A 23573-nucleotide genomic window follows, 5' to 3' on the forward strand; every position below is an offset into this window, starting at 1 on the left:
CAAGCGATTCTTGGTTTATTAATAGAACAGCCGGCTGCAAGCCGCTGGGAATTAAGAAATAAGGCGAATCTCGGGCGCGATTCGCTGCGCAAACCGCACCTATCAATCCGCGCCCGTTGATGGCGAAAGCTGAGGAAGGCCAAGATGGCCGGGGACTCCAATATGCAGGTCATTACATTCGTCTTGGCATTCGTTGTCGTGCTGGCGCTGATCGGCGTGACCGCATGGCTCGTCCGCCGCTTCGCCGGAAACCGCCTCGGGGCCAACGCCAACCGCGGGCGCATGCCGCGCCTGGCGGTGATCGACGCTGCTGCCGTTGACGGGCGGCGCCGCCTGGTGCTGGTCCGCCGCGACAATATCGAGCATCTCCTGATGATCGGCGGCCCCACCGATATCGTCGTCGAGCCGAATATCGTCCGCGCGATGCCCGCGCGCGATCAAATGTCGACCCGCCCCGCGGTCGCAGCCGATGCCGCGCCGCCGCGCGTGGCGCCGCTTCCGGATGCAGCCTGGAACGAGAGCGAAGCCGCCCGCTCCGACAATTTCGACCTTCCCGAGCCGGAGCTGCCGCCGCGTCAGACACGGCCCTCTTTCGCCGACGAGCTGCGCCGGCCCCCGCCGCCGATCGCCGAGCGTCGCAGCGATCCGCTCGCGGGCTTCACACCCGAACGCGGCGAGCCGCGGCCCGATCCGATGCCGCCACGCCTGCCGCCGCGCTCCGAGCCGGTCGCCCCGCGTCCGCCGCGCGCCGCCGAGCCGCCGAAGGCTCCGCAACCGCTGCGCACAGCCGAGCGCGCCGTGACGCCGCCGCCACCGCCTCCACAGGCGCCGCCGCCGGCTGCAACGCAGGCGCCTCCAGCTCCACCGCCTCCATCGAACGCCGACGCCAATCTCGCCGAGATGGCGCAACGGCTCGAAGCGGCGCTGCGCCGCCCGACCGGCGCCGGCGAGACCGTCGCGCCGCCGGTTGCGCCCGAGGCGCCGCCGGCGCGCCCGCAGCGCAGCGAGCCGCCCGCCCCGCCCGCCGGCGGACAGAAGAGCGGGTTCGAAAATCTCGAGGACGAGATGGCCTCGCTGCTCGGCCGACCGAAGAATCCTTCGTGAGGCCAGGGGCAGTCCCGCGTAGAGTTTTTTTCATCGCTGTCCTGATCGCCGCCGGATCCCTCGCTGATCCGGCGATGGCGCAGGATATCAGCATCAATCTCGGCGGCGGCAATGGCGGCGTGACCGAGCGCGCGATCCAGCTGATTGCGCTACTGACGGTGCTGTCGATCGCGCCGTCGATCCTGATCATGATGACGTCGTTCACGCGCATCGTGGTCGTGCTGTCGCTGCTGCGCACCGCGCTCGGCACCGCCACCGCGCCGCCGAACTCGGTGATGATCGCGCTTGCGATGTTCCTCACCGCCTTCGTGATGGGGCCGGTGCTGCAGAAATCCTATGACGACGGCATCAAGCCGCTGGTCGCCAACCAGATCGGCGTTGAGGACGCGTTGCAGCGCGCCTCGGTCCCCTTGCGCGGCTTCATGCAGAAGAACGTCCGCGAGAAGGATTTGAAGCTGTTCATGGACCTCTCCGGCGAGCCGCCGCCGGCGACGCCGGAGGAGATGTCGCTGCGCATCCTGGTGCCGGCCTTCATGATCTCCGAGCTGAAACGCGCCTTCGAGATCGGCTTCCTGCTGTTCCTGCCGTTTTTGATCATCGACCTCGTGGTCGCCTCGGTCCTGATGTCGATGGGCATGATGATGCTGCCGCCGGTGGTGGTCTCGCTGCCGTTCAAGCTGATCTTCTTCGTGCTGGTCGACGGCTGGGCTTTGGTCGCCGGCAGCCTGGTGCAGAGTTACGGGGGGTAGCGCCCTGCGAAACATTCATGGCTCGTCAGCTGGATCGGCCACACCGTTGCACTATCATGCGCGTCACCGCATCCAGGGAGCCGCGCCGTGCAGCAGCCATTCGACCGCGCCGCAGAAGATCTCGGCAACGCCATCCATCTCGAGCATGTCAACGTGCAGGTGCCGGACCAGCGCCTCGCCACGCTGTTCTACGTCGCCGGCATCGGGCTGACCCGCGATCCCTATCTGATGGTCTCCGACAGCAACATGTGGGTGAATGTCAGCCGCAGCCAGTTTCATCTGCCGAGCGGCCGCCAGCAGGTGCTGCGCGGCCACACCGGCATCGTGATCGCCGGGCGGCAGGCCCTGCTGCAGCGGCTCGCCGCGGTCGCGCCCAAGCTCGAGGGCACCGCGTTCAGCTATCGCGAGCGCAATGATCACGTCGAGGCCATCTGCCCCTGGGGCAACCGGCTACGCTGCTTTGAACCGGACGCCAAACGGTTCGGGCGCATCGCGCTCGGCATGCCCTATGTCGAGTTCGAGGTGCCGCGCGGCACGGCTGAGGCGATCAGCCGGTTCTATCCTGAGATCCTGGGCATCCCCGCCAGCGTCGTAAACGGCGATGGCGTCGTCGCGCGCGCAAAAGTCGGCAAGGATCAGTATCTGCAATTCCGCGAGAGCGACGCGGCGCAGGGCGAATTCGACGGCCATCACATCCAGATCTACATCACGGACTTCTCGGGCCCCTACCAGCGACTGCGCGAACGCAATCTGGTCTCCCGCGAAGACAATCAATACCAGTACCGCTTCTGCGATATCGTCGATCCGGCCGACGGCCGACATCTGTTCACCGTCGAGCACGAGGTGCGCAGCGCCACGCATCCGATGTTTCTGCGGCCGCTGGTCAATCGCAATCCGGCGCAGACCAACCGCACCTTCGCCAACGGCTATGACCAGGCGCCTTGGGCGATGGGGCCGGACCAGTATGACGGATGAGCGCGCGCTCTTCGGCGTCACGTCATGATCCGCAAATTCCAGCAAACGAGACGACATGCTTCCCTCCCAGCGTCATCTGTTCGATGTTCCACGCGAGGTCTGCTACCTGAATTCGGCGTCCTACAGCCCGCTGCCGCTGAAGACGCTCGATGCCGGCCGCACAGCGGTCGGACGCAAAGGCCAGCCCTGGACCATCGATCCCGGCTTCGCCGGCCGTCAGCATGAGCGCGCCCGTAGCGCGGCGGCCCGCCTGATCAATGCCGCACCTGACGATGTCGCGCTGATCCCCGCGATCAGCTACGGCGTCGCGACGGTGGCGAAGGCGCTGAGCATTCCGCGCGGCACCCGCGTCGTCGTGCTGGAGAACGACCATTCCTCGCCGGTCCTCGAATGGCACGCCCGCGCCGAGGCGCAAGGGTTCGTCGTCGACACTGTGCGCCAGCCCGCCGACGGCGACTGGACATCGGCGGTGCTGGCAACGATCGAGCGGCCAGGCGCGCCGCCGGTCGGCCTTGCCTCGATCTCCTCGGTGCACTGGTCGGACGGCGGCATGATCGACGTCGACAAGGTGCAGGCCGCGCTTCGGCAGCACGGCGCAATGTTCGTCATCGACGCGACGCAGAGCGCGGGTGTCGTGGCGATGGACGTGACGAGGCTCGACCCCGACGCCGTGATGTTTCCGACCTACAAATGGCTGATCGGCCCCTACGGGCGCGCCTTCCTCTACATTGCAAAACGCCACCAGAACGGCGTGCCGCTGGAGCAGACCTCCAGCGGCCGCCGCAACGTGAACTCCGAGAATCCGGTCTATTTCGGCGATCTCGCCTATGTCGACAACGCCACGCGTTACGACATGGGCGAGCGCGATCATTTCATCACGCTGGAGATGGCCTCGATCGGCATCGAGATGATGGCGGAATGGGGCGCCGCGGCCGTCAGCGCGCGGCTCGCGATGCTGAACGAGCGGATCGCGGACGGCGTGCGTGACCTCGGGCTCAACGTGCCGGCGCGCAGCGTGCGTGCGCCGCACATCCTGAGCCTCGGCATGGCGGGCGGCATCCCGAAAGAACTTATCGCGCGGCTCGCCGCCGAGAACATCCATGTCGCGCTGCGGCTCGGCCGGATGCGGATCTCGCCGCACGTTTTCAACGACGAGGCCGATGTCGATCGCCTCGTCGCGGTCTTGACCAAAGCGCTGCGCGGTTAGCCGGACTTGTGCCGCAGTCCGACGACGCCGAACAGTTCGATCGCCAGCGCGACGACCACTCCGGCCGCGCCGATCACGAACAACAGCGCATAGTCGCCGCCGCTGTGCGCGAACAGATACGACAGGCCATAGGCGCCCGCCGCCTGGAACAGCGCGAAGGTCGTGGTGGCCTGCGCCCAGGCTGAACGCTGGCTCGCCGCGGAATGCGGGATCAGCTCGTGGATGCGGCCGATCACCAGCGGCACGATGCCGGGCGTGAAGCCGCCGACGATCAGGCTCGACACGATCAGCGCGGCAGGCGATGTCGTCACGGCGGGCAGCGCAACCGCAACGGCCTCGATCAGGAACGCCGCGCGGAGCGCCGCGGCGAAGCCGGCGCGATCGGCGAGGTGTCCCGTGAGCAACGGTCCGACCACGGCGCCAATGCCGTACAGCACCCAGTAATGCGATCCCGCCGCGATGCCCTGCCCAAGCCCGCGGGCGACGAAATCGACCAGGAACACCATGTGCGGCACCAGCGCCAGCGCGTTGAGGCCGTATTCCAGGCAGAGCGCGATCACCAGCGGCGAGCGCAGGCCATGCAACGCGACGGGCTGCTCGACCACGCCACGTGCGGCGGGAGCTTCGGCGGGCCACGCCTTCCAGCTGACCAGTGTCAGCACCGCCGACAGGACGCCAAGGCCGTACCAGGCCTGCTTGACGCCCTGTTGCAGCAACAGCGGCACCAGTGTTCCGGACGCGGCGACGCCGAGGCCAACACCGGCGAAGATCACACCGCCGATCAGGCCGCGCTTGCTGGGTGCGGTATGCGGCAGGATCGCCGTTGCCGCCAGCACCATGATCACGCCGCCACTGACGCCGGCGAGAAAGCGAAAACCGAAGAACCAGATGAAGGAGATCGGCACCGCGCAGGCAAAGCAGGTGATGGCGGCCAGCACCATCATGCCGCGCAGCGCCCACACCGAGCCGATGCGCGCGCCGAGATCGCGGGCGAGCAGCGCGCCGGCGAGATAGCCGGCAAGGTTGGCGGCACCGAGATAGACCGCTTCCGCCGGAGTGAACCACTTTGCGGCGATCAATGCCGGGATCAACGGCGTGTAGGCGAAGCGCGCCAGTCCGAGCCCGACCAGCGAGGCGCACAGCCCCGCGGCCGCGGACAGCCATAGCGGCTCGCCGGCATCGAGGCGCGGCTCGGCGTGATGGCGCCGGTGGTGATCGACATTGGCTGACATAGACATCGCAGTAGGCCCTCCGGCCGTTCATGAAAAATGATTAGTTGCGATCGCAGCAATCGCTCACAGCGATCACGGCTCACCTCTCCCGACCGGGAGAAATGCACATTCGGTTTGGGGGAAGCCTTCAGCGGGAAGATTTGGACGCCGCAGCTGCAGCGAGCTTCTTGCGATAGTCCAGCGCGGGCAGCCCGCCCCAGCCCCAATTATCGGTATCGACTTCTTCGATGATGACGAAGGTCGACTCCATCGGCTTGCCAAGCACGTCGCGCAGCAGCTCGCTGGCGCCCTTGATCAATGCAGCCTTCTGCTCCGGCGTGGTGGACGACGCCCCCGGCGCCGTCCCCTCACGCGTGACCTGGATGGTGACGATAGGCATGGCACTCTCCGGATCGTGCTCGTTAATGACCGGCGCTCTGGCCGCCGTCGACATGCAGGATCTCGCCGGTGACGAAGCCCGCGCCTTCCAGGAACAGCACGGCGTCGACGATATCCTTGGCTTCACCCATTCGTCCGACCGGATGCTGCTTGGCGAGGAAGTCGTGCGTCGCCGGCGCGTGCATCGGTGTCCTGATCACACCGGGAGAGACCGCGTTCACGCGGATGCCCTTGGCGGCATATTCGATGGCGAGCGACTTGGTGGCGGCGTTCAGGCCGCCCTTGGTCAGCGAGGCCAGCACCGAGGGCACGTTGCTATTGGCGTGATCGACGAGGCTGGTCGTGATCTGCACGATATGTCCGGAGCCCTGCTTCTCCATCTCCCTGGCGGCGCGCCGGGTGATGTAGAAGAAGCCGTTGAGATTGGTCGCGAGCACCTGCGCGTAGTCCTGGTCGGTGTAGTCGGTGAACGGCTTGGCAAGGAAGATGCCGGCATTGTTAACCAGCGTGTCGATGCGGCCGAAGCGCCCGAGCGCCTGCTTGACGATGCGGTCGGCAACTTCGGGATCGCCGATGTCGCCTGCGACGGTCAGAACGTCGCTGTCGGTCGACGGCTTGATGCTGCGGGAATTGGCGACGACGCGCCAGTTGCGGTCGCGATAGCCCTTGACGATGGCCTCGCCGAGGCCCTGCGACGCACCGGTGACGATGGCAACCTTCTGCTCTGCACCCATGTTCTCTCTCCATCTGTTGCTGAAGCGACCCAGCGCCGCTTCGATGGAGAGGAAGCTAGATACATCCGCTTTCCGCGCGAATGCCCGCTATTCGGCAGACACTCTTCCGCGGCGCGAACGAATGGCGCCAGCCCTGCTGGCCTCGCGCGACAGCCGCTCGAAATAGCCTTTCAGCCGCGGCGTCGCGAAATCGACGAAGGCGCGCACCTTGGGCACGTCGAAGCGACCCTGCGGCGCCAAAAGATGCACCGGCAGCGGCGGATGCTCGTCGCCGGCGAGCAGGATCTGCAACCGCCCGTCACGGATTTCCTCGGCGATGTGATACGAGAACAGCCGGGTGACGCCGTGTCCTTCGCTGGCGGAGGCCACCGCCGCGCGCACGGTGTTGACGACCAGCCGCGGCATGAACTGGACCGCGCGCGCGATCTTCGACTTCGCGGCCGGCGGGAAGCTCCAGGAGTCGAGCCCGAAATGCGTCATGGCGATGATCTGGTGCTTCGCCAGATCAGCCGGCTCGGCGATCAGCGGATGCTGCGCGAGATAGCCGGGCGATGCCGCGACCACGCGGCGTACCTCGCCGAGCTTGATCGCGATGAAACTGGAATCGGCGAGATGGGCGATGCGCAGCGCGACGTCGATCCCCTCGTCGATCAGATTGACGGTGCGGTCGAGCATCACGAGCCGCACCGACACCGCCGGGTAGTCCGTCATGAAGGCATCGAGCACCGGCCGCAGCACGTCCTCGCCGACCACGACGGGCGCGGTGACGGTCAGCGTGCCGCGCGGCACTGACCGCTCTCCGCCCGCCGAGATATCGGCTTCCTCGAGCTCGCCGAGGATACGACGGCATGCGGCCGCATAGCGCTGGCCGGCATCGCTCAGCTTCAGCGAGCGCGTCGTGCGATGTAGCAGCTCGGCGCCGACATGATGCTCAAGGAAAGCGATCGCCCGGCTGACCGCCGCCGGCGAGCGCCGCAGTTTCCGCCCGGCACCGGCGAGGCTGCCCTCGTCGACCGCCGCAACGAAGACCTTCATGGCGTCGATGCGGTCCATCGATCCCCCCGCTTCGCGGTCGCCGTTACTCCTTCACGTCATACTGCTTGCTGAGATGGTCGCCGATCTGCACCAGCATCGCGACGCATTCGGGATAGCCGGGCCTCGCCACCGTGGCGTCATCGGCGCTGGCGCGAAACTCCCAGCTGTCGCCGTCGCGCAGCACGGAGATGTCGATGCCGTCGGGGCAGTCGGCATGGGCCTTCAGCTCTGCCCGCGCCATCGCGATCAGTTCGGCTTCGGTCTTGATCGGCTTGCTCATGTAACGACGTCCTCCCGGCGCTGTGCATCGGACGCCATGGTTGCCGATTTGACGGCAGGATGTCGAGAGCACGCGTGCGATCACAACCAGTTGCAATGTCCGTAGCGGGTGAAGATGTCGTGTTTTTGTAGCTCGTGATCTGTCGCCTTCGTTTCTGATTTGCAGGGGAGCCGGAAGGCGGGGACGGCTTTCCCTGATTGATCATGCCACGGCTGTTGTGGCGGTTTTAGCCCTGTGGGTGAGTTTCTTTGTTCGACTTGAAGCCCGTTTCTCCGTCCCGACCCGCGCTTTCTCGACGGCGGCGCGCGCAGGAGCGGTCAAGGACGCGCGCTTGCGCGCCCGCCAGGGCTTGTCCTTGACGGCTCCGAGCACGCCGCCAGGCTGAGGCGCGTCGGGGCTGATCTGCTGTCCGTTGGCGCTAAACATCGCCAACCGATGCGGTCCAAGGAACACGCTGACGGTGCCATCGGGATACTCATGGAGGCGCACCACAGCCTTGACGAAGTGAGGTCTGAGCCGGCTCTGCGGCAGCTGCAGCCGCCGACCGTTCCATGCAACGGTATTGTCGTTGGCGACGGTTCGCTCCTCGATCACGCACAGCGCCTCGCGCCAGGCCTCATGCCGGTCGGCCACGAATGCCGTGCCTTCCTGTTCGGGCTTGATCGCAAACGCGGCGTTGTGCCCGGGGATGTAATGCGCCTTCAGCCACGCGTTGGCAGCCTCAACCGTCGTGATCCCGGCAAGCCGCAGCTCCTTCGGCAGCCGGTCCTGCAAGGTGCCGAACACCCGCTCGGAACGCCCGCGCGCCTGCGGCGAATAGGCTGCGATATGCTCGATCCCAAGATGCGACAAAGCCCGTCCCACCTGGGTTTGTTGCGTCTTCGAGACCTTCTCGCCAGCTTTTGGGGTCAGGAAATAATGGCTGCCGCGGTCGGTGTAGAGCGCGCAGAACAGGCCATGCTCGCCAATCACTTCGCGCAAGGCCTGGAAGGTCGAGGCCGTTCCTTCTTCCTCGACCAGCACCATCGAGTAGACCTCGCTGGTCGCATCGTCCATCGTGACGATCAGGTCCCTCGCGGGCAGGCCTTCGATCCAAACGTGGCGCGATCCGTCCTGGTGCAGCAGCATGCCCCGAAGCGGCCGCCGCGGCCGCTTCTTGCGGTGCGCCGAACGCTTCGGAGCCTTCAGCACCAGCCCCGCCGCGTGCAGCGCCAGCTTCGTCACCGTATAGCCCAGCACATAATCATGCCGCTTTTGCATCTGCTCGTGGAAGTGCTTCACCGTGAAGTCCGCGTACTTGTCCCGGTACAGCGCAAGCATCCGTTCCAGCGCCTCCTCCGGCGCCCGCCGTGGCGAACGACGCCCCAGCCGGCGGTCGACAAGCCCGTCGTCGCCCTCCGCCTCATAGCGCTCCGCCCAGCGTTGAAACGTCCGAACACTGATCCCAAGAACCTCCGAAGCTGCCTCCTGCGTCAGTTCCTTCGCCTCCGTCCGATCCAGCAAATCTGAAAACCGCATCCGTCGTACACCCTCGTGAATGGATGCCGTGCCCATCGTGCCCCCCTTGTTCCGGAGCACCGAAAACACGACACTTCACGAGCTACAAACAGGCGACAGATCACGAGCTACTGACATCACAACCAGTTGCAATTGACAAAATGCTCGTCCCCGGCGAACATTTGGCAGGGTCGATACCACCCGCCGCTTGCACCCCACCCGGGGACGGTGAAGGTATCAAGCCATGTTTCAGGCTTCCTTTGCCCGCACGAACGGGTCAGCAACGCAAGCCCCTGACGCTCTCCGTTCGTCGATGCAAAGGTTGATCCCATGCGCGACTTTCGTGATGCCAAGGCCATGGCGCAGACGCTGCGCGAAGCGCTCGGCGCCAAATCGATCCTCCTCACCCACAGCGACAGCCTGGAGCTGATCGCCAAACTGTTCGGCCAGCGCGACTGGAACACGCTGGCGGCACGGATACAGGCCGCCGGCGGATCCGCCGATGTGCCGGCTTCCGCTCCGCGATCGCCGCCGGACGTCGTGCGGCAAGAGATCGCAGTCGCTGCCGCGGTGCTCGACCGCTATGCCGGCTTCTACCAGCTCAGCGAGCAGGCCGTCCTCAGTGTGATGCGCGAGGATCACCACTTGGCTGTACAGCTCACCGGGCAGCGGGCCGTACCGTTCTTTGCGGAGAGCCAGACCGGGTTTTTCGCCAGGGAGGTCGACGCGCAGATCAGCTTTGTCATCGCGGCTGACGGTCAGGCGACGTCACTGATCCTGCATCAAAATGGCGACAAGCCGATGCCGCGCATTGACGCTGCAAGCGCGAAACAGATTGCGGATCGCACCGCAGAGCGTGTGAAGAAACAGTCGCCGGCTCCAGGAACCGAGGCCGCGCTCCGCCGCCTGATCGAGGGGGTCGCATCGGGACAGCCCGACTATGCGGACATGGCCCCCGCGCTCGCCGCGGCGACCCGCGAGCAATTGCCACACCTGCAGCCTTTCCTCGCCGACCTCGGCGCGATCGAAGCCACCCGCTTCCTCGGCGTCGGCGCGCAGGGCGAGGATGTCTACAGTGTGCGGCACGCCAACGGCGCCTCGCATTGGCGGATCGCGCTCGACGCCACCGGGATCATTTCGACCGCGTGGGTGTCTGCCGGGCCGTGAGACCCAGCGCGGCTACGGCGCCGCGCTGGCGCGGCGCTCGCCCTTGATCGCCGGCAGCGCGCTCACCGGCGCGACCTTCGGCTTGTCAGTCACCGATCCGGTCGCGACCGGATCGGGCAATGGCGCGCGGGCGGTGGCGTCGGGGAAGCGGGTCTTCATCTCGCGGATGAAGCCGTCGAGCGTGTCGACGCTGGCGGCCATTCGCGCGATCTGGGCGAATTCGGCGCTGGACGTCGCCACCGGCTTGCTGGCCGAGTCGAAGGCGAGCTTGTCGGCATCGCCGGACATCAGCGGCGCGTATTTCTCGCGGAACCGGGACAGCCCGATGGCGTCCTCGGCAAGCGCGTAGCCGACCACGGCGCGGATGATATCGGCCTTCTCGCCCGGATTGAGCGGGGTGAAGTCGCGCCAGCGGTCGCCATAATAGAGCTCGATCTGCTCGGACGCCTCGCGCCAGTGCCGCGACGCCCAATAGATGTCGGAGCGCAGCCGGATTGCCTCACGGCCGGTGATGTTCGAGATGATGTCGAGCGCGAGATCGTGCCGGCCGACGTCGCTCTGCGCGCGCGCCTCGAGCAGCAGCCGCTGCTGGCGCAGCTCGCCGGAGAGATCCGCGATCCGGGTCGAGCGCAGCGCGGCAATGGCGCGGTCGGGCTTGCGGTTCATCAGATAGACCATCGCAAGTCGCGCCGCGACCTGGGCGCGGGCCGCGCCTTCGAGCCGCTTGTCGACCTGGTATTGCAGGAGGTCGGCGGCCTGGTCGAGCAGATCGACACCGACCAGGCGGTCGGCGAGACGGCGGATCATCTCGTCGCCGCGGCGGCCGATCGGCGTCAGTTCGCGATATTCGTAGAAGGTGCCGAGCGCATCGATCGGCGCCATCTCGTCGCCCTTGGGGCCGAGGTAGAGCTGCACGAACAAGGCCGAGGCGGCATCCTGCGCCTGGCGCGATTCCGGCGCGTTCGGCTGCAGCCGGGTCGCGGCACGCGTCACCGCGAAGGCGTCGGCATAGCGCGCCGTCTCGGCGTAGATCTTCGACAGCACATACAGCGTCTTCAGCTCGATATTGTCGCCGCGCCACAGCATCGACAGCAGCTCGAGCTCCTTCAGCACGTCGTCGCGGCCGATCTCGCCGCGCTTCTGCTTGAGCAGCGTCTCCAGCAACCTGCCTTCGGCGGCAGCCTGGCGATCGGCCGAATTGGCGGCGAAGCGATAGGCGTCGAGCGCATCCTTCTCCTGGCCGAGCGCCTCGGCCAGCCGGCCGCGCAGCACCGCAACCGCGGGCTTCAGCTCGCCGGGAACGCCGACCACGTCGAGATCGCTCTTGCGCCGCGCGGCTCCGGCATAGTCCTTGACCTCGAGCGAGGCCTTCATCGAGTCCATGGTGACGATGCGCTGCAAATCGGGCGGCAGCGTCGCCACCGCGAATTCGGCGTTCTTGAACTTCTCGCGCGCCTCGGCCCATTTGCCCTCGCGGGCGAAGGCGAGCCCCTTCCACAATTGGGAATCGTAGCCGTTGCCGATCACCGGATTGGCGAGATCCTTCAGGCCCTGCGCCGGGTGGCCGATCAGGATGCTGGCGACCGCGTGCACCATCACCACCGACGCCGTCTCGCTGCCGCGCTTGCTCTCGGACAGGATCAGATTGGCGACACCATGGGCTTCCTGGTACAGGCCGCGCGCCATGTAGAAGTCGGCGAGATCGAGCCGCGCCTGCGGCAGCTGCTCGGCATTGGCCGACGCGGTCGCCGCAATCAGGCCGTCGAGCTGCTTGAGGAACGTGTCCGACTGGTTCTTGCGCCACTCGTCCGGATCGAACAACGGCTTCACCGCCGCGGTCGCGCGCTCGGCGGCGACGTCGGCCGATGACAGCGTCAGGCCGCCGGGCCGGCCCAGCATCACCTTGTCGGCGCCGACCTCGGCCTTGACGTCGTCCGCGTTCGGATGAACCACGACGCCGTGGATCGATTCCAGTAGCGAGAGCTCGACGAAATCCTGCCGCTTGATTATGCCGCGGGTCGGCGGCGGCGCGGTCACCACCCAGAGCGTATCGCCGGCGTCGGGATCGACCAGTCTGTGCAGCTGGCCGGGATTGGCGAGCGGTACGCTGACATTGGCGAGCGAGGGCTCCGAGATGTTGCGCACCACGGTGAGCGGCAATGGCGGTTTCTGCACGCGGTCGGCAAAGGTCAGCGTCCAGCTCACGCCGCGCGAGCGGTCGTCGCTTTCGAGCGACGGCATCTGCGGCCGGTTGAGGCGGAAGCGCACCGCCTGGCCTTTCTCCAGCGCGATCCGGCTGACATCTGATATCAGCGAGCCGGCCTTGGCGCGGACCGGATCGACGTCGATTGCCTCAGCCGTGTCGAACACCATCCAAACCGTGTCGGCGCGGCGGAACAGCGCCGCCGGCGTCGCGCCGGGGAATGAGAACGTCACGCGCAAGCCGTCGCTGTCGCGCTGGGCCTCGACCGCGGGCTTGCCGCCGGCACGGGCCTCAGCAGCAGGCGGCGATGGCGCCGCAGCCGCCATCGGCGCTTCCATCGCCGGCGCGGCGGCGACAGCAGGCACCGGCCGTGGTGCGTCGGTCACGGGCGCCGTGTTCTGTTCCGCCGCAGAGCCGGCACCACCGTCGTGCGGCGGGGTCGGCGCAGCAGCGTTCTCGGCGTTGGCCGCAGGTGCCGCGGCGATTTTCAGCAGCTCGGGATCGGACGGTTCCGATCGGGGCTGCTCCGTTTTGGCGGGCGCGGCCGCCGGTTGCTCGCTCGTGGCTTGCTCCGGCTTGAGCGGCTCGGAGCGCGGCGGTTCGGACTTGGCAGGCTCGGACTTCGGCGGTTCGGTTTTGGACTGTTCAGGCTTGATCTCGATCTTGGCCTGCTGGGCGATGCTTTCCGACGTCACAGGCGCGATCGCCGCCGCGCCTTTCGGTTTGCCCCGCTTCGGCAACAATGAGCTCAGCGAGGGCTTTGCCGCCTGCTGCTCGTTCTGCTGGAAGGCGACGTCGACGATGTAGTTCTTCTCGTCGCGGAACGAATGCACGTCGACATCGCCCATCAGCGACACGTCGACTGCCGACGTGTCCGTGTCGGCGCGCGCGCTGATCGACGCGACATTCGGTGGGGCGGCGACCTTGGCATCGGCAAGGTCGAAGGTCAGGACCGAGTTGAAGGACAGTGTCAACTTCTGCTCGTTCAGCACCGAGGAGACGCTGACCCCGTCGGGCACCTCGAACACGAAACGGACGAAGGTGGGTTGCACCAGCGCGCGAACCCGCACCGGCGGCTTCTTCTTGGCGGCGTCGGCGGCACGCTGCATGCGCAGCAGGCGCTCGGCGGCGCGGGCGCGCTCGGCAAGCTCGCGGATCACCTCCTGCGGCAGCGACGGCGGCGGGCCGGTCCAGCTATCGGGCAGGAAGTCGATGAAGATGCGCTCGCCGGCGGTCATGGTGTTGATGGAGACGCGGCGCGCCAGCGACAGACGGATCGCCGAGCCGTCGGGATCGCGGCGCGCGGCGCCGACATAATCGGGCACCGCATCCTGCAGTTTCTCGACGGGGATATCGACCGGACGTTTGAAGCGGATCACGATGATCGAGCCGGCGGTCGTGACCTCCGACTCGACATCCTCCTTCAGCTTCAGCACCAGCCGGGCATAGCCGTTCGCGGCAGAGAATGTCGCCTCACCGGGTACCGGGTCTTCGGCATGCGCCGCGGTCGAAAATGTGAGGGTTGTAAACGCAAGGGCGGTGGCAAGCAGGCACAGACGTGCAGTCCGCGCCCAAGCGCGGCCTAGCGACCATGTTCCAGCGGCAGCCGTTCGCGCCATCTCGAAACGTTTTCTCGGGACCCCAGCCATACCAAGCGCGAAGCGCCCTCGCCCACGCCTCCCGATCTTGGATCGCGCGACGTTAAGGACCTGTTAACGCAAACCCATCGATCTAATTTGGGGTCACTGTCGTGTGCGCGGGGCATTGTGTGCCCCAGGTTCCGGCTTTGATCGGCGCATCGACGACCGCCTGGATCGGATGGATCTCAAAGGGCCTCCGACATCCACTCAACCCCCAAAATATCGATAATTAATCCTGTGGGTAAGCCGCCACCGCGGCGCAACCACCGCTATTGATCACGCGCCGGTTGCAGTGATAGCCTGATACCATTTTCAAGAACCAGCAAAATTGGACGTGTGAGATTGGAATGGGGCCGCCCGCGCTATCGGCGCTGACGACATCAGCAGAGTCCGGACAATCCGAAGCCATCCACGATCCTGGTCTTTGGCGCATTATCGCGGCCGTTGCCGCGATCGATGCCACCTGGCTGCGTCTGTCAGGGCTTCAGATATCGGTCGGCCCCGTCATGGGCACGGGTTTTCTCGCGCTGATCGCGTTCGGCGCCGTCTACAGCACGGTCAAGCCGGACCGGCATCTGGCATCCTTTGCAGCGACATCCACACGGCTCGCCGCCTTCAACGTCGTCGCAATCGTTCTGAGCTATCTCGTCGCCTCGGTCCACTTTCCTCTCGTTGACGACACTCTCGCGGCGACCGATCGCGCGCTCGGCTTCGATTGGCTTGCATTCTTCGATTGGACGAAGATTTCGAACCCGACAATCGGCTGGGCTCTTGATCTGATCTACGACACCATCGTCATTCAAGTCTTGGTGCTGTTGATCGCTCTTGGCGCGACCGGACAGGCAAAGCGTGCCAGGGAGTTCAGTCGGCTCTTCGCGGTCACGCTGCTGTTGATCATCCCACTTTCGATGCTGCTGCCAGCAGAGGGGGCGTGGGCTCATTACGGCGTCGCGCGGCTGACGAGCGCCTACTACCTGCCAGACTTCTATGCGATCCGCTCCGGCGCGATGCACGTCATCGACCTAGGCCACGTCACAGGCATCGTGCAATTCCCTTCATTCCATGCCGCGCTCGGCCTAATCCTCATCCTGTCCGCACGCGGCACGTTCCTGTTCATCCCCTATTTGGCGCTGAACATCGTCATGATCGCGTCGGCGCTGACCGCAGGCGGCCACTATCTCACCGACGTCATCATCGGCCTAGCAATGGTGCCTGCGACGATTCTGATTCTGCGAGCTGGCGCCGAAACGCAAAAAGGCCTTCGTATCCCTCTTCGGGACACAGGGGCGATCGGAGACTCTTCGGTCTCGGTTTGACTTTCGGCGGCGTCAGACGGTGTTGAGCCCCACCGCATCGAAGGCGGAGGACATCCGCTTCAGCCACACCGGCTATCCGTTTCGGACAACGCGCTTCGGCGACGTGTGGCAGCGCCGCTGCGAAGACGGCAGGCATTCCCTCGGACATCTGGAATTGCGATATGCGCGCCTCCGGCTGCACCGAGGCGAAAGCAGCCGGCGCGCGGCACGACGACTTCCGGAAAGTCATCGGCCACACCAAGGGGTCGCCGACGACGGCGAAGGTCGACGACCCCGCAGCCCTTGAGTGAGGCGCTCCGAACTCAGACCGCCGCGACCTCTCGCTCGCCATGCGCCGCTTGCCGCGTCCGCATGCTCTCCCGGACCAGCAACCAACAGAACAGGATGATGACCGGAGAACCAAAAGGCAGCGGCTTCACGACCGACAATTGATAGAGGACAGGTAGGTAGAAGACCATCGGCGCGAGAAACGCCACGCCAAGCACCATTTTCGACCAGGCCGGAAAGCCGACCTTCAACCACTCGCCGAGCATCCAGGCCAGCGGCAGCGCCATGATGAGCATGTCGTAGAACAGGCAGAACGGCGTAATCAGAAGGCAGGTGAGCACGATGATCGAGCGTTCAGTCGCAGCACTGATCTTCTGACGCAACATCCAGACCAGCACACACGTCATGCCCAGCGCCACGAGGCCGTGAATGATAAAGGCCGTGTTGACGCCGGCGCCGAGCAGGCGCGCTGTCGCGTAAACGCTCTGCAGCAATGAAAACTCGACGTCGCCGTTCTCGAGAGCCTGACGGGCCGAGTGAGAGACGTCGAGGAAGTTGAGCCATGTATCCAGGCCGAACAGCAGCGCGGACAGCACGACGAGCGAAATCGACGACATGCCTGCCCAGATCAGCGTGCGCCAGCGACCTGTGACGATCAAGGCGATCGGCACGGCCAGCGCTAGGTGCGGCTTGATCACCATCAGCCCGAGGATCGCGCCTGCGAGCTTTGGCCTCCGGTCCATGATGTTGAGACCGCACCCAAGGATCGATGCCGTCAGAAAGGCGTTCTGCCCTGCCACGGCATTAAGATAGACCGGCGCATAAGCGAGGATCGCGACCAGGCACCAAGGCGTTTGCAAGATACGCCAGATCACCGCGGCGAACGACGCCGCCGTCATACCAATGAACACGAACAGCGAGGCGAAATACGGCGCGAGCGCGAGCGGCACGCACAAAAGCAGCATCGTCGGCGGATAGAAGAACGCCTCGTAGCCCTCTCGAAGGTATGGAGCTTCCGCAAGCAGATGCAATTCGGGTACATAAACCTCGGCGGGATGCCCGGCCAACACCTGGAGCGAGGCCGCCCAGAAGGTCAAAAAGTCCGAGCCGAGCAGAAAGTTATTCGCGCCATAGCCGCCATCGCGGTAAAACAGCAAAAGCGACCTCGCGAGGGTCAGCACCAGCACAATTGCGATGCCACTCACGTACAATCGGGCGCGCGGCGCGGTGAGCCATGGCATGTCTTTCAGCATCGGCAATTCCTGAAACACTACCTTGAGACATAGCGACTTCAATTCCAGAATGACAAATCGGTTGCAACTTAACGCTACCGTTTAAGGCTACCATAACCGGCGTACACTTCCCGGCGTCGATACGCGTTTGGCTTCGCGGAGACCCCCTCGAGCCCACATCATCGGAGGCGGCGAACATCCGCGTCTGCATCGAGAGGATTACCCCCGGTCCACCGGGCATGCGCGGAACTCCGAGCGATTAACCCAACGCCGCATGGAGATCGGCTACTCGCTTGCGCCACCGCCAGTTGCGGTATACAACCGCTTACATTTCAAGCAATTCTTAGTTTCTGGCAGTTTCATGAACGGATTTGGAATGGTGCGCGCCCGTGCGGAGCGCAGCGGATACGACCGCGCATTGGCCATTGCCTGCCTCTTCGTGTTGGGCTTTACCCTGTACTGCGTGTTACCGAAAGTCGTTGATGGTACCGGCGCGACCGGGCTCGACTTTTCATGCTTTTGGAGCGCGGGGAGAATGGCTCTCGATGGCCATGCCGCCACCGCCTACGATTGGCCGCGGTTGCGGCAAGCGATCATTCAAATACATCCCAGCTTGAACGACGCTCCGTTCCCCGTTTACGAGGTGCCGATACCGTTTTTCTACCCGCCGTTTTTTCTCTTTGCGGCGGCACTGCTGGCACTGCTGCCGTTTCCGACCGCGTTCTGGATCTGGAGCACCGCAAAGCTGCTGTGCTGGGCGCTCGTTGTTTCCGCCATCCGGCCGCGCTTCGCCGTACTGCTGCTCGCATTCGCCGTGCCGGCCGTCCTGTACGATTTCATTGTCGGCCAAAGCTCCCTGCTCGCGGCATCGCTGCTCGGCGCGATTCTGCTGACGCTGGACCGGCGTCCGATCGTCAGCGGCTTCCTGATCGCGCTGCTGATCTTCAAGCCGCAATATGGCGTCCTGCTTCCCCTCGTTTTGATAGCTACTGGACGCTGGACCGTCTTCATCACAGCCAGTTTGGTGACACCGGTGCTCTTGCTGCTTACCGGGCTTACCTTCGGCTGGGACACTTTTGAGGGGTTCCGTGAGGCCGCCGTCTTCGCAACGACGCAGTTCCATCTCACCGGCACGCTGGCTTGGTACAAACTGCAGAGCGTCTACGGCGCGCTTCGGTTTGCCGGTTTTGGCTATGGATCGGCCATGGCACTGCACGTCGCGGTCGCTGCGGCAGCCGCGACGTGGACGCTGATCATATGGCGCCGCAACGTCAGCTTCGCCGTCAAGGCCGCGTGCCTGCTCGTCGCGACCCTGCTCGTCTCTCCCTACTTCGCGATCTACGATACGGCGCTACTGGCTCTCGCGCTCATCTTTCTCATGAACGCGCCCATGGCCGAACATGGCGCGCTTCTCTCGAATCGCTCCGAACTACGGATCGGGTTCGGCGTGCTTGTCCTGGCGGGGTTTACCTATCCGGTCGCACTCGTGCCCGTCGGTCCGTTCATGTGCGCGACCCTCATCGCGATGATATGGATGCGATGCAGGCAACCCGGTGTTAAGTCGGATCTGGCTTACGGCTGACCAGGCCACCGCCAACTGGCGGACTTTCCGATAGCTCCCATCAATTCGTCTTCGGCGTGAGCATCTTGCCTTCGATCTTGGGAAGATCGTCGGTCGAGGCCGACTTGTCGCCGCCGGCACGGCGGGCGAGTTCGACCGTGAGCCGTTCGGCGGCTTCCGGCTGCATCAGGCCGAGGATGTCGGACATCTTGCGCGGCTGGATCTGCGAGGCGATCTGGTAGAGCACATTCATTTCCAGGCGATCGAACACTTTTGCGGCGTCCTTCGGCTTCATGTTCTCGTACATGGTGACGATGCCCTTGAAGCGCGCGGCATCGGCTTCCGCCTTTGCCGCGGCATCGGCATTCGTCTTGGCGTCATTGGCCTTGGCCTCCTCGACCTTGGCCTCGATGCGCTTCTCGGCGGCCTTCAGCAGGCTTTCGCGGATCTCGACCTCGCGCGCACGCGTCTCGAGCTCCTGGCGGCGCGCCTGCAGCCGCTCCAGGATCGCGCGCTCGGATGCCGACACTTGCGGCGGTGCATCCAGGTTGACGACGACGCCATCGGGCTTGGACGGCTCCGCGGCCGGTGCGGCCGGCTTCGGCGCCTCGTCCTTCTTGGCGTCCTTGTGCTCGACCGATCCCGTGATGTCGCCGGGATCGGCCTTGATCTTGCTGTCCACCACCGCCTTGCCGGCGCCGGGGAAGTTGAAATTCTGTTGCGCCCAAGATGGGCCAGCCGGGCCGGCCGGCGGCGTATCGTCGGCAAACACGTAACCGCCATCGAGCACGAGGCCGGCGACCTTCAGCACCATCAGGCCGAAGATCGCGACCAGCACCACGGGCATCACTCTGATGTCACGAAGCAACTTCATGCAGCGAGGCCGCCGGCCCTCCTGCGCTCGGTGAAGGCTTCAGCCGCCGCGGCAACCGCGTGTGCGGCCGAGACCCTGGGCGCCGGCGCCGCTGGCGCGGCGGGCGCAGCCGCCGGTGCCTGTACGGGCTCGGACGGGCGCGCGGCCATCGCGATCTTGGACAGGCGGCGCACCACGTGGTCGCCCTCCGCCAGCTGGTTCTTCAGCAGCGCCGACATCTGCGTCGCCGCATCGAGCTGGTTGCCGAGGTTCTCGTTGACGTCGCGGACCGCGTGCTTCAACCCGCCGATCGCCCGCTCGGCGATCTCGGTCGCGGTGATCAGTTCGGCGATCGTCGCCTTCAGCGAATGCTCGTCGGCCTTCAGCCGCTGCAGGCGCTTGTTGAGCAGCCAGCAATAGCCGATCGTCAGCATCAGCAGCACGGCTACCAGACTCTCGATTGCTAGTCCAAGCACATGACTCATGGTGCCTCCATCATCTTGGTCCGCTCGTCCGCCTTCTCGAACATCGCGAAGGTGGTTTGGGGTTTACGCAAATTCTTGGTGACGCGGATCGCGACACGGTCGCCGACCCGGCCCATGCGCCCTTCCGTCAGGGTGACGTTGCCGCAGCGCACCGAGACCAGCGCGTCGGAGCGGATATCCAGCGGCAGCGTGTCGCCGACCTTGAGCTTCATCAGCTCCTTCAGCGGGATATCGGCCTCATACAGCACCGCGTCGACCGAGATCTCGGCCTGCGCCACTTCGGTGGCGAAATGGCCTTCCCAGATCGGGTCGCGGCCGAACTTTTCGCCCATGAACATCTGCAACAGCACGTTGCGGATGGGTTCGATGGTGGCGTAGGGCAGCAGCAATTCGACATTGCCGCCGCGGTCTTCCATGTCGATGCGCAGGCGCACCAGGATCGCGGCATTGGCCGGGCGGCTGATCGCGGCAAAGCGCGGGTTGGTCTCGAGCCGGTCGATCGTGAAGGTCACCGGCGACAGCGGCCGGAACGCCTGCTCGGCATCCGACAGCACCACCTCGACCAGCCGCTTGACGAGGTTGGTCTCGATCGTGGTGTAGGGCCGGCCCTCGATGCGCAGCTGGGTCTGACCGCGGCGGCCGCCGAGCAGCACGTCGATCATCGAATAGATCAGGCTGGAATCGACGGTAGCGAGCCCGAAGTTCTCCCACTCTTCCGCCTTGAACACCGAGAGCACCGCCGGCAGCGGGATCGAGTTCATGTAGTCGCCGAAGCGCACCGAGGTGATGCGGTCGAGCGAGACCTCGACGTTGTCGGAGGTGAAATTGCGCAAGCTGGTCGTCATCAACCGCACCAGGCGGTCGAACACGATTTCGAGCATCGGCAGACGCTCGTAGGACACCATCGCGGAATCGATGATGGCGCGGATGCCGGAATGGTCGTCGAGGCTAACGTCGCCGACCGTGAAGCCGAGGAGATTGTCGATCTCCTCCTGCGACAGCACGCGCTCGCCATTGGTGCTCTTGCTGCCGAAGTCGCGGCTGCCGTCCTCGACCATGGCGGCCCATTGCAGCGCCATGTTCTCGGTGAGCTCGTTCTTGGCGGCTTCCGCCGCGGCCGCCGCGGGATCCTCGGAATCGAGCGAGGCTTCCCACTGCGCCGCAATGGCGTCCTGGTCCATCTGGTCGTTGCCGGCCATGGCTTTACATCCACCCCGTCACTGGATCACGACTTCCTTGAACAGCACCGCGTTGACCTGGTTGGGTGCCAGCGCCAGGTTGACGCGTTTGGTCAGTTCTTCCTTGAGGCGGAACAGGCCGGCCGAGCCGTTGAGGTCGCTCGGGCGCAGCTCGCGCATGTAGGTCTGGAACAGGTCGGTAACGCGCGGCAGCGCCGGCTTGATCGCCTCGACCTGCTTCTCTTCCTTGACCTCGAGCACGAGCTTCAGCTTGAGATATTGCACGCGCTCGCCGGGCGCGCCGACCAGGTTGACCAGCATGTCCGGCACGTCGACGAAGCTCGGCGGCTTCGGCGGCGGCGCTTCGGCGTGCTGCTCCTCGCCGTGGCCGCGCATGAAGAAGAACCAGCCGCCGGCGCCCGCGCCGAGCACGACGAGGAAGCCGACGACGGCAATGATCAGCTTGAGCTTGCCCTTCTTCGGTGCGGCCGCGCCCTCGCCGCTGTCCGTCTTTTCCTCGTCCGCCATCGTCCGCTCGCTTCACTCTGAAGGATGCGAACGCGATTTGCCCCAGCCTTGGCCTGAAGACGCGATACAAATGCCGCCGGCGCACACGCGCCCCAATGCCGGCAACACTGGGGTCATAATGGTTAACGGAAGCTTAGGATTTACCTTCCACTAGGAAAAAACTGCCGGGCAAACATGGTCAACAAGACCTTTCTGCCGCCCCGGGCCACACCCGGTAAAACAACTAAACCGTTCAAATAACACACTATTCCAAGTTGGCACGGCTTTCGCTGAGAGGACGGCGTAACCTGAGGGTTTGGGAGAACCCAATGGTTACCGACGGGTCCGGCGTGAAGGTTTGGGAGAACCTGCATTCGGATCGCCTCACAGGGGAGAACCACCGATGCAGAATACGCTTCTGGTCGGCCTATCGAAGCAGATGGTGCTGGAACGGCAGATGGATGTCGTCTCCAACAACATCGCGAACATGAACACCAACGGCTACAAGGCCGACCGGTCGCTGTTCCAGGAATATCTGTCCTCGAACGCGCATGAGGACAATTTCGCCTCCTCCGACCGCCGCGTCTCCTTCGTGCAGGACCGCGCGACCTTCCACGATTTCGCGCAGGGCCCGACCGAAGAGACCAAGAACCCGCTCGACGTCGCGATTGACGGCAATGCCTTCCTGGTGGTGCAGACGCCGGGCGGCGAGCGCTACACCCGCGAAGGCAGCCTGCAGATCAACAATCGCGGCCAGTTGGTCACCGCTTCGGGCTACCAGGTGCTCGGCACCGCCGGCCCGATCACCTTCCAGCAGACCGACCACGACGTCTCGATCGCCGCCGACGGCAACATCACCGTGCTCGAGGGCACCTCCCGTCTCGACTCGATCCGCGGCAAGCTGCGCCTCGTCTCGTTCGCGCAGGCCCAGCGCCTGCTGAAGGAAGGCTCCAACCTCTACGCGCCGGGCGAAGGCACGCAGGCTCTGCCGGACACCAAGGCCCAGATCCGCCAGGGCTTCATCGAGAAGTCGAACGTCAATTCCGTCGTCGAGATGAGCCGCATGATCGAGATCACGCGGACCTACACCCAAATCGCCTCGCTGCTGCAGCAGCAGAGCGACCTGCACAAATCGGCGATCGAGAAACTCGCCGACGTGCCGAACTGATCCAGGGGATTGACCGATGCGCGCACTTTATACAGCTGCGACCGGAATGGCGGCACAGGAACTCAGCGTTCAGGTGATCTCCAACAACATCGCGAACCTGCGCACCACTGGCTACAAGAAGCAGCGCGCCGCGTTCCAGGACCTGATCTACGACCATGTGCGCCGGGTCGGCGCGCAGGCCTCCGACCAGAACACCATCATGCCGATGGGCATCGACCTCGGCGGCGGCGTCAAGACCGTCGGCACGCCGCGCATGATGACCCAGGGTACGCTGTCGCCGACCGGCAACGATCTCGACATCGCGATCCGCGGCGAAGGCTTCTTCAAGATCCTGATGCCGGACGGCACCTTCACCTACACCCGCGACGGCTCGTTCCAGATGGACAATCAGGGCCGCATCGTCAATGCGCAGGGCAATTTGCTGCAGCCGACGATCACGATCCCACAGAACGCATCCGGCCTCACCATCAATGCGCAAGGCCAGGTCTCGGTGACCCTGCCGGGCCAGACCGCATCGACCAACATCGGCCAGATCGGCCTGACCCGATTCATCAACAAGGCCGGCCTGATGCCGATCGGCGACAATCTGTTCCAGGAAACGCCGGCCTCCGGCCAGCCGCAGGACGGCACCGCCAACACCGACGGCTACGGCGACATGCAGCAGAGCAACCTCGAACAGGCCAATGTCGAGGTGGTCTCGGAAATCTCGGACCTGATCGCCGCGCAGCGCGCCTATGAGATGAACTCGAAGGTGGTCTCCGCCGCCGACCAGATGATGCAGTCGACCTCCAACCTGTTCCGCTGA

General features: G+C 65.1%; 22 protein-coding genes. 10 read left to right on the forward strand and 12 right to left on the reverse strand.

What is annotated here, in order from left to right; all coding sequences use genetic code 11:
* Positions 1-162: 162 nt before the first annotated feature.
* From ACVMIH_RS14200 to ACVMIH_RS14215, 4 genes are all read left to right on the forward strand, one after another.
* Positions 163-1104, forward strand: coding sequence for a flagellar biosynthetic protein FliO (locus ACVMIH_RS14200; RefSeq protein ID WP_456785358.1), 942 nt, complete (start codon positions 163-165; stop codon positions 1102-1104).
* A complete protein-coding gene (fliP, locus tag ACVMIH_RS14205; protein ID WP_063709685.1) occupies positions 1101-1853 on the forward strand; it encodes a flagellar type III secretion system pore protein FliP in 753 nt (250 codons plus the stop codon). The genes ACVMIH_RS14200 and fliP overlap by 4 nt, the downstream gene beginning before the upstream one ends.
* 87 nt (positions 1854-1940) lie before the next feature.
* A complete protein-coding gene (locus ACVMIH_RS14210) occupies positions 1941-2828 on the forward strand; it encodes a hypothetical protein (protein WP_456862256.1) in 888 nt (295 codons plus the stop codon).
* A 55-nt stretch (positions 2829-2883) separates the two neighbouring features.
* Entirely contained in the window at positions 2884-4035 is a 1152-nt protein-coding gene (locus ACVMIH_RS14215; RefSeq protein ID WP_456862258.1) for an aminotransferase class V-fold PLP-dependent enzyme, read from the forward strand.
* On the opposite strand, the gene ACVMIH_RS14220 is transcribed toward ACVMIH_RS14215, so the two are convergent.
* The 6 genes from ACVMIH_RS14220 to ACVMIH_RS14245 all read right to left on the reverse strand — a co-directional run bounded on the left by ACVMIH_RS14220 (position 4032) and on the right by ACVMIH_RS14245 (position 9212).
* Complete coding sequence (locus ACVMIH_RS14220) at positions 4032-5273, reverse strand: YbfB/YjiJ family MFS transporter (protein ID WP_456862260.1); 1242 nt, start codon at positions 5271-5273, stop codon at positions 4032-4034. The two genes, ACVMIH_RS14215 and ACVMIH_RS14220, sit on opposite strands and share 4 nt — an antisense overlap.
* A 121-nt stretch (positions 5274-5394) precedes the next feature.
* Positions 5395-5646 carry a tautomerase family protein gene (locus ACVMIH_RS14225; RefSeq protein ID WP_038385470.1) on the reverse strand — a complete coding sequence of 84 codons (252 nt, stop codon included), beginning with the start codon at positions 5644-5646 and terminating at the stop codon, positions 5395-5397.
* Between the two features lie 22 nt (positions 5647-5668).
* The gene (locus ACVMIH_RS14230; protein WP_057018327.1) at positions 5669-6379 is read right to left on the reverse strand and encodes an SDR family NAD(P)-dependent oxidoreductase; all 711 of its coding nucleotides are present in this window, start codon (positions 6377-6379) and stop codon (positions 5669-5671) included.
* Positions 6380-6466: 87 nt separating this feature from the next.
* Entirely contained in the window at positions 6467-7432 is a 966-nt protein-coding gene (locus ACVMIH_RS14235) for a LysR family transcriptional regulator (protein WP_057018326.1), read from the reverse strand.
* Between the two features lie 25 nt (positions 7433-7457).
* Positions 7458-7694 carry a hypothetical protein gene (locus ACVMIH_RS14240; RefSeq protein WP_057018325.1) on the reverse strand — a complete coding sequence of 79 codons (237 nt, stop codon included), beginning with the start codon at positions 7692-7694 and terminating at the stop codon, positions 7458-7460.
* Positions 7695-7895: 201 nt separating this feature from the next.
* Positions 7896-9212 carry an ISNCY family transposase gene (locus ACVMIH_RS14245; protein ID WP_456862262.1) on the reverse strand — a complete coding sequence of 439 codons (1317 nt, stop codon included), beginning with the start codon at positions 9210-9212 and terminating at the stop codon, positions 7896-7898.
* Positions 9213-9548: 336 nt separating this feature from the next.
* On the opposite strand from ACVMIH_RS14245, the gene ACVMIH_RS14250 reads away from it, so the two are divergent.
* Entirely contained in the window at positions 9549-10358 is an 810-nt protein-coding gene (locus tag ACVMIH_RS14250) for a glyoxalase superfamily protein (RefSeq protein WP_433994830.1), read from the forward strand.
* A gap of 12 nt (positions 10359-10370) precedes the next feature.
* Here ACVMIH_RS14250 and ACVMIH_RS14255 read toward each other — a convergent pair whose 3' ends face one another.
* Positions 10371-14180, reverse strand: coding sequence for a tetratricopeptide repeat protein (locus tag ACVMIH_RS14255; protein WP_456862264.1), 3810 nt, complete (start codon positions 14178-14180; stop codon positions 10371-10373).
* Positions 14181-14548: 368 nt separating this feature from the next.
* Here ACVMIH_RS14255 and ACVMIH_RS14260 point away from each other — a divergent pair, with 368 nt between their 5' ends.
* Positions 14549-15517: a phosphatase PAP2 family protein gene (locus ACVMIH_RS14260; RefSeq protein ID WP_057018620.1), complete on the forward strand. Its 969-nt coding sequence runs from the start codon at positions 14549-14551 to the stop codon at positions 15515-15517.
* 161 nt (positions 15518-15678) lie between these two features.
* Positions 15679-15807, forward strand: a complete 129-nt coding sequence (locus ACVMIH_RS14265) for a hypothetical protein (RefSeq protein WP_274612881.1) — start codon at positions 15679-15681, stop codon at positions 15805-15807.
* Positions 15808-15819: 12 nt separating this feature from the next.
* Here the strand turns inward: ACVMIH_RS14265 and ACVMIH_RS14270 are convergent, their stop codons facing one another.
* Entirely contained in the window at positions 15820-17037 is a 1218-nt protein-coding gene (locus ACVMIH_RS14270) for a glycosyltransferase family 87 protein (protein ID WP_156436343.1), read from the reverse strand.
* Positions 17038-17290: 253 nt separating this feature from the next.
* Between ACVMIH_RS14270 and ACVMIH_RS14275 the strand changes: the two genes are divergently transcribed.
* Positions 17291-18598: a glycosyltransferase family 87 protein gene (locus ACVMIH_RS14275; RefSeq protein ID WP_245311611.1), complete on the forward strand. Its 1308-nt coding sequence runs from the start codon at positions 17291-17293 to the stop codon at positions 18596-18598.
* Positions 18599-18638: 40 nt separating this feature from the next.
* On the opposite strand, the gene ACVMIH_RS14280 is transcribed toward ACVMIH_RS14275, so the two are convergent.
* The 4 genes from ACVMIH_RS14280 to fliL are packed head-to-tail and all read right to left on the reverse strand — an operon-like array spanning position 18639 to position 21621.
* Positions 18639-19451, reverse strand: a complete 813-nt coding sequence (locus tag ACVMIH_RS14280; RefSeq protein ID WP_057018623.1) for a MotE family protein — start codon at positions 19449-19451, stop codon at positions 18639-18641.
* Complete coding sequence (locus tag ACVMIH_RS14285; RefSeq protein ID WP_168854985.1) at positions 19448-19915, reverse strand: DUF6468 domain-containing protein; 468 nt, start codon at positions 19913-19915, stop codon at positions 19448-19450. The genes ACVMIH_RS14280 and ACVMIH_RS14285 overlap by 4 nt, the downstream gene beginning before the upstream one ends.
* Complete coding sequence (gene fliM, locus ACVMIH_RS14290) at positions 19912-21114, reverse strand: flagellar motor switch protein FliM (RefSeq protein ID WP_057018625.1); 1203 nt, start codon at positions 21112-21114, stop codon at positions 19912-19914. The genes ACVMIH_RS14285 and fliM overlap by 4 nt, the downstream gene beginning before the upstream one ends.
* Before the next feature lie 18 nt (positions 21115-21132).
* Positions 21133-21621 (reverse strand): flagellar basal body-associated protein FliL, encoded by a 489-nt coding sequence (gene fliL, locus ACVMIH_RS14295; protein WP_057018626.1) that lies wholly within the window; start codon positions 21619-21621, stop codon positions 21133-21135.
* Between the two features lie 382 nt (positions 21622-22003).
* On the opposite strand from fliL, the gene flgF reads away from it, so the two are divergent.
* Both flgF and flgG read left to right on the forward strand, forming a co-directional pair.
* Positions 22004-22768 carry a flagellar basal-body rod protein FlgF gene (gene flgF, locus ACVMIH_RS14300; protein WP_057018627.1) on the forward strand — a complete coding sequence of 255 codons (765 nt, stop codon included), beginning with the start codon at positions 22004-22006 and terminating at the stop codon, positions 22766-22768.
* A 16-nt stretch (positions 22769-22784) separates the two neighbouring features.
* Positions 22785-23573 carry a flagellar basal-body rod protein FlgG gene (gene flgG, locus ACVMIH_RS14305; protein WP_028337173.1) on the forward strand — a complete coding sequence of 263 codons (789 nt, stop codon included), beginning with the start codon at positions 22785-22787 and terminating at the stop codon, positions 23571-23573.

It is taken from the genome of Bradyrhizobium sp. USDA 4503 (genome assembly GCF_054055815.1).

Bases quoted from the DNA above. Each gene is read 5' to 3' on its own strand.
- fliL (WP_057018626.1), bottom strand. From the start codon at position 21,621: ATGGCGGACGAGGAAAAGACGGACAGCGGCGAGGGCGCGGCCGCACCG.
- ACVMIH_RS14215 (WP_456862258.1), top strand. From the start codon at position 2,884: ATGCTTCCCTCCCAGCGTCATCTGTTCGATGTTCCACGCGAGGTCTGC.
- ACVMIH_RS14230 (WP_057018327.1), bottom strand. From the start codon at position 6,379: ATGGGTGCAGAGCAGAAGGTTGCCATCGTCACCGGTGCGTCGCAGGGC.
- fliM (WP_057018625.1), bottom strand. From the start codon at position 21,114: ATGGCCGGCAACGACCAGATGGACCAGGACGCCATTGCGGCGCAGTGG.
- ACVMIH_RS14280 (WP_057018623.1), bottom strand. From the start codon at position 19,451: ATGAAGTTGCTTCGTGACATCAGAGTGATGCCCGTGGTGCTGGTCGCG.
- ACVMIH_RS14240 (WP_057018325.1), bottom strand. From the start codon at position 7,694: ATGAGCAAGCCGATCAAGACCGAAGCCGAACTGATCGCGATGGCGCGG.
- flgG (WP_028337173.1), top strand. From the start codon at position 22,785: ATGCGCGCACTTTATACAGCTGCGACCGGAATGGCGGCACAGGAACTC.
- ACVMIH_RS14250 (WP_433994830.1), top strand. From the start codon at position 9,549: ATGGCGCAGACGCTGCGCGAAGCGCTCGGCGCCAAATCGATCCTCCTC.
- ACVMIH_RS14235 (WP_057018326.1), bottom strand. From the start codon at position 7,432: ATGGACCGCATCGACGCCATGAAGGTCTTCGTTGCGGCGGTCGACGAG.
- ACVMIH_RS14260 (WP_057018620.1), top strand. From the start codon at position 14,549: ATGGGGCCGCCCGCGCTATCGGCGCTGACGACATCAGCAGAGTCCGGA.
- ACVMIH_RS14255 (WP_456862264.1), bottom strand. From the start codon at position 14,180: ATGGCGCGAACGGCTGCCGCTGGAACATGGTCGCTAGGCCGCGCTTGG.
- ACVMIH_RS14270 (WP_156436343.1), bottom strand. From the start codon at position 17,037: ATGCTGAAAGACATGCCATGGCTCACCGCGCCGCGCGCCCGATTGTAC.
- ACVMIH_RS14285 (WP_168854985.1), bottom strand. From the start codon at position 19,915: ATGAGTCATGTGCTTGGACTAGCAATCGAGAGTCTGGTAGCCGTGCTG.
- ACVMIH_RS14220 (WP_456862260.1), bottom strand. From the start codon at position 5,273: ATGTCTATGTCAGCCAATGTCGATCACCACCGGCGCCATCACGCCGAG.
- ACVMIH_RS14225 (WP_038385470.1), bottom strand. From the start codon at position 5,646: ATGCCTATCGTCACCATCCAGGTCACGCGTGAGGGGACGGCGCCGGGG.
- ACVMIH_RS14200 (WP_456785358.1), top strand. From the start codon at position 163: ATGCAGGTCATTACATTCGTCTTGGCATTCGTTGTCGTGCTGGCGCTG.
- ACVMIH_RS14275 (WP_245311611.1), top strand. From the start codon at position 17,291: ATGGAGATCGGCTACTCGCTTGCGCCACCGCCAGTTGCGGTATACAAC.
- ACVMIH_RS14265 (WP_274612881.1), top strand. From the start codon at position 15,679: ATGCGCGCCTCCGGCTGCACCGAGGCGAAAGCAGCCGGCGCGCGGCAC.
- flgF (WP_057018627.1), top strand. From the start codon at position 22,004: ATGCAGAATACGCTTCTGGTCGGCCTATCGAAGCAGATGGTGCTGGAA.
- ACVMIH_RS14245 (WP_456862262.1), bottom strand. From the start codon at position 9,212: ATGCGGTTTTCAGATTTGCTGGATCGGACGGAGGCGAAGGAACTGACG.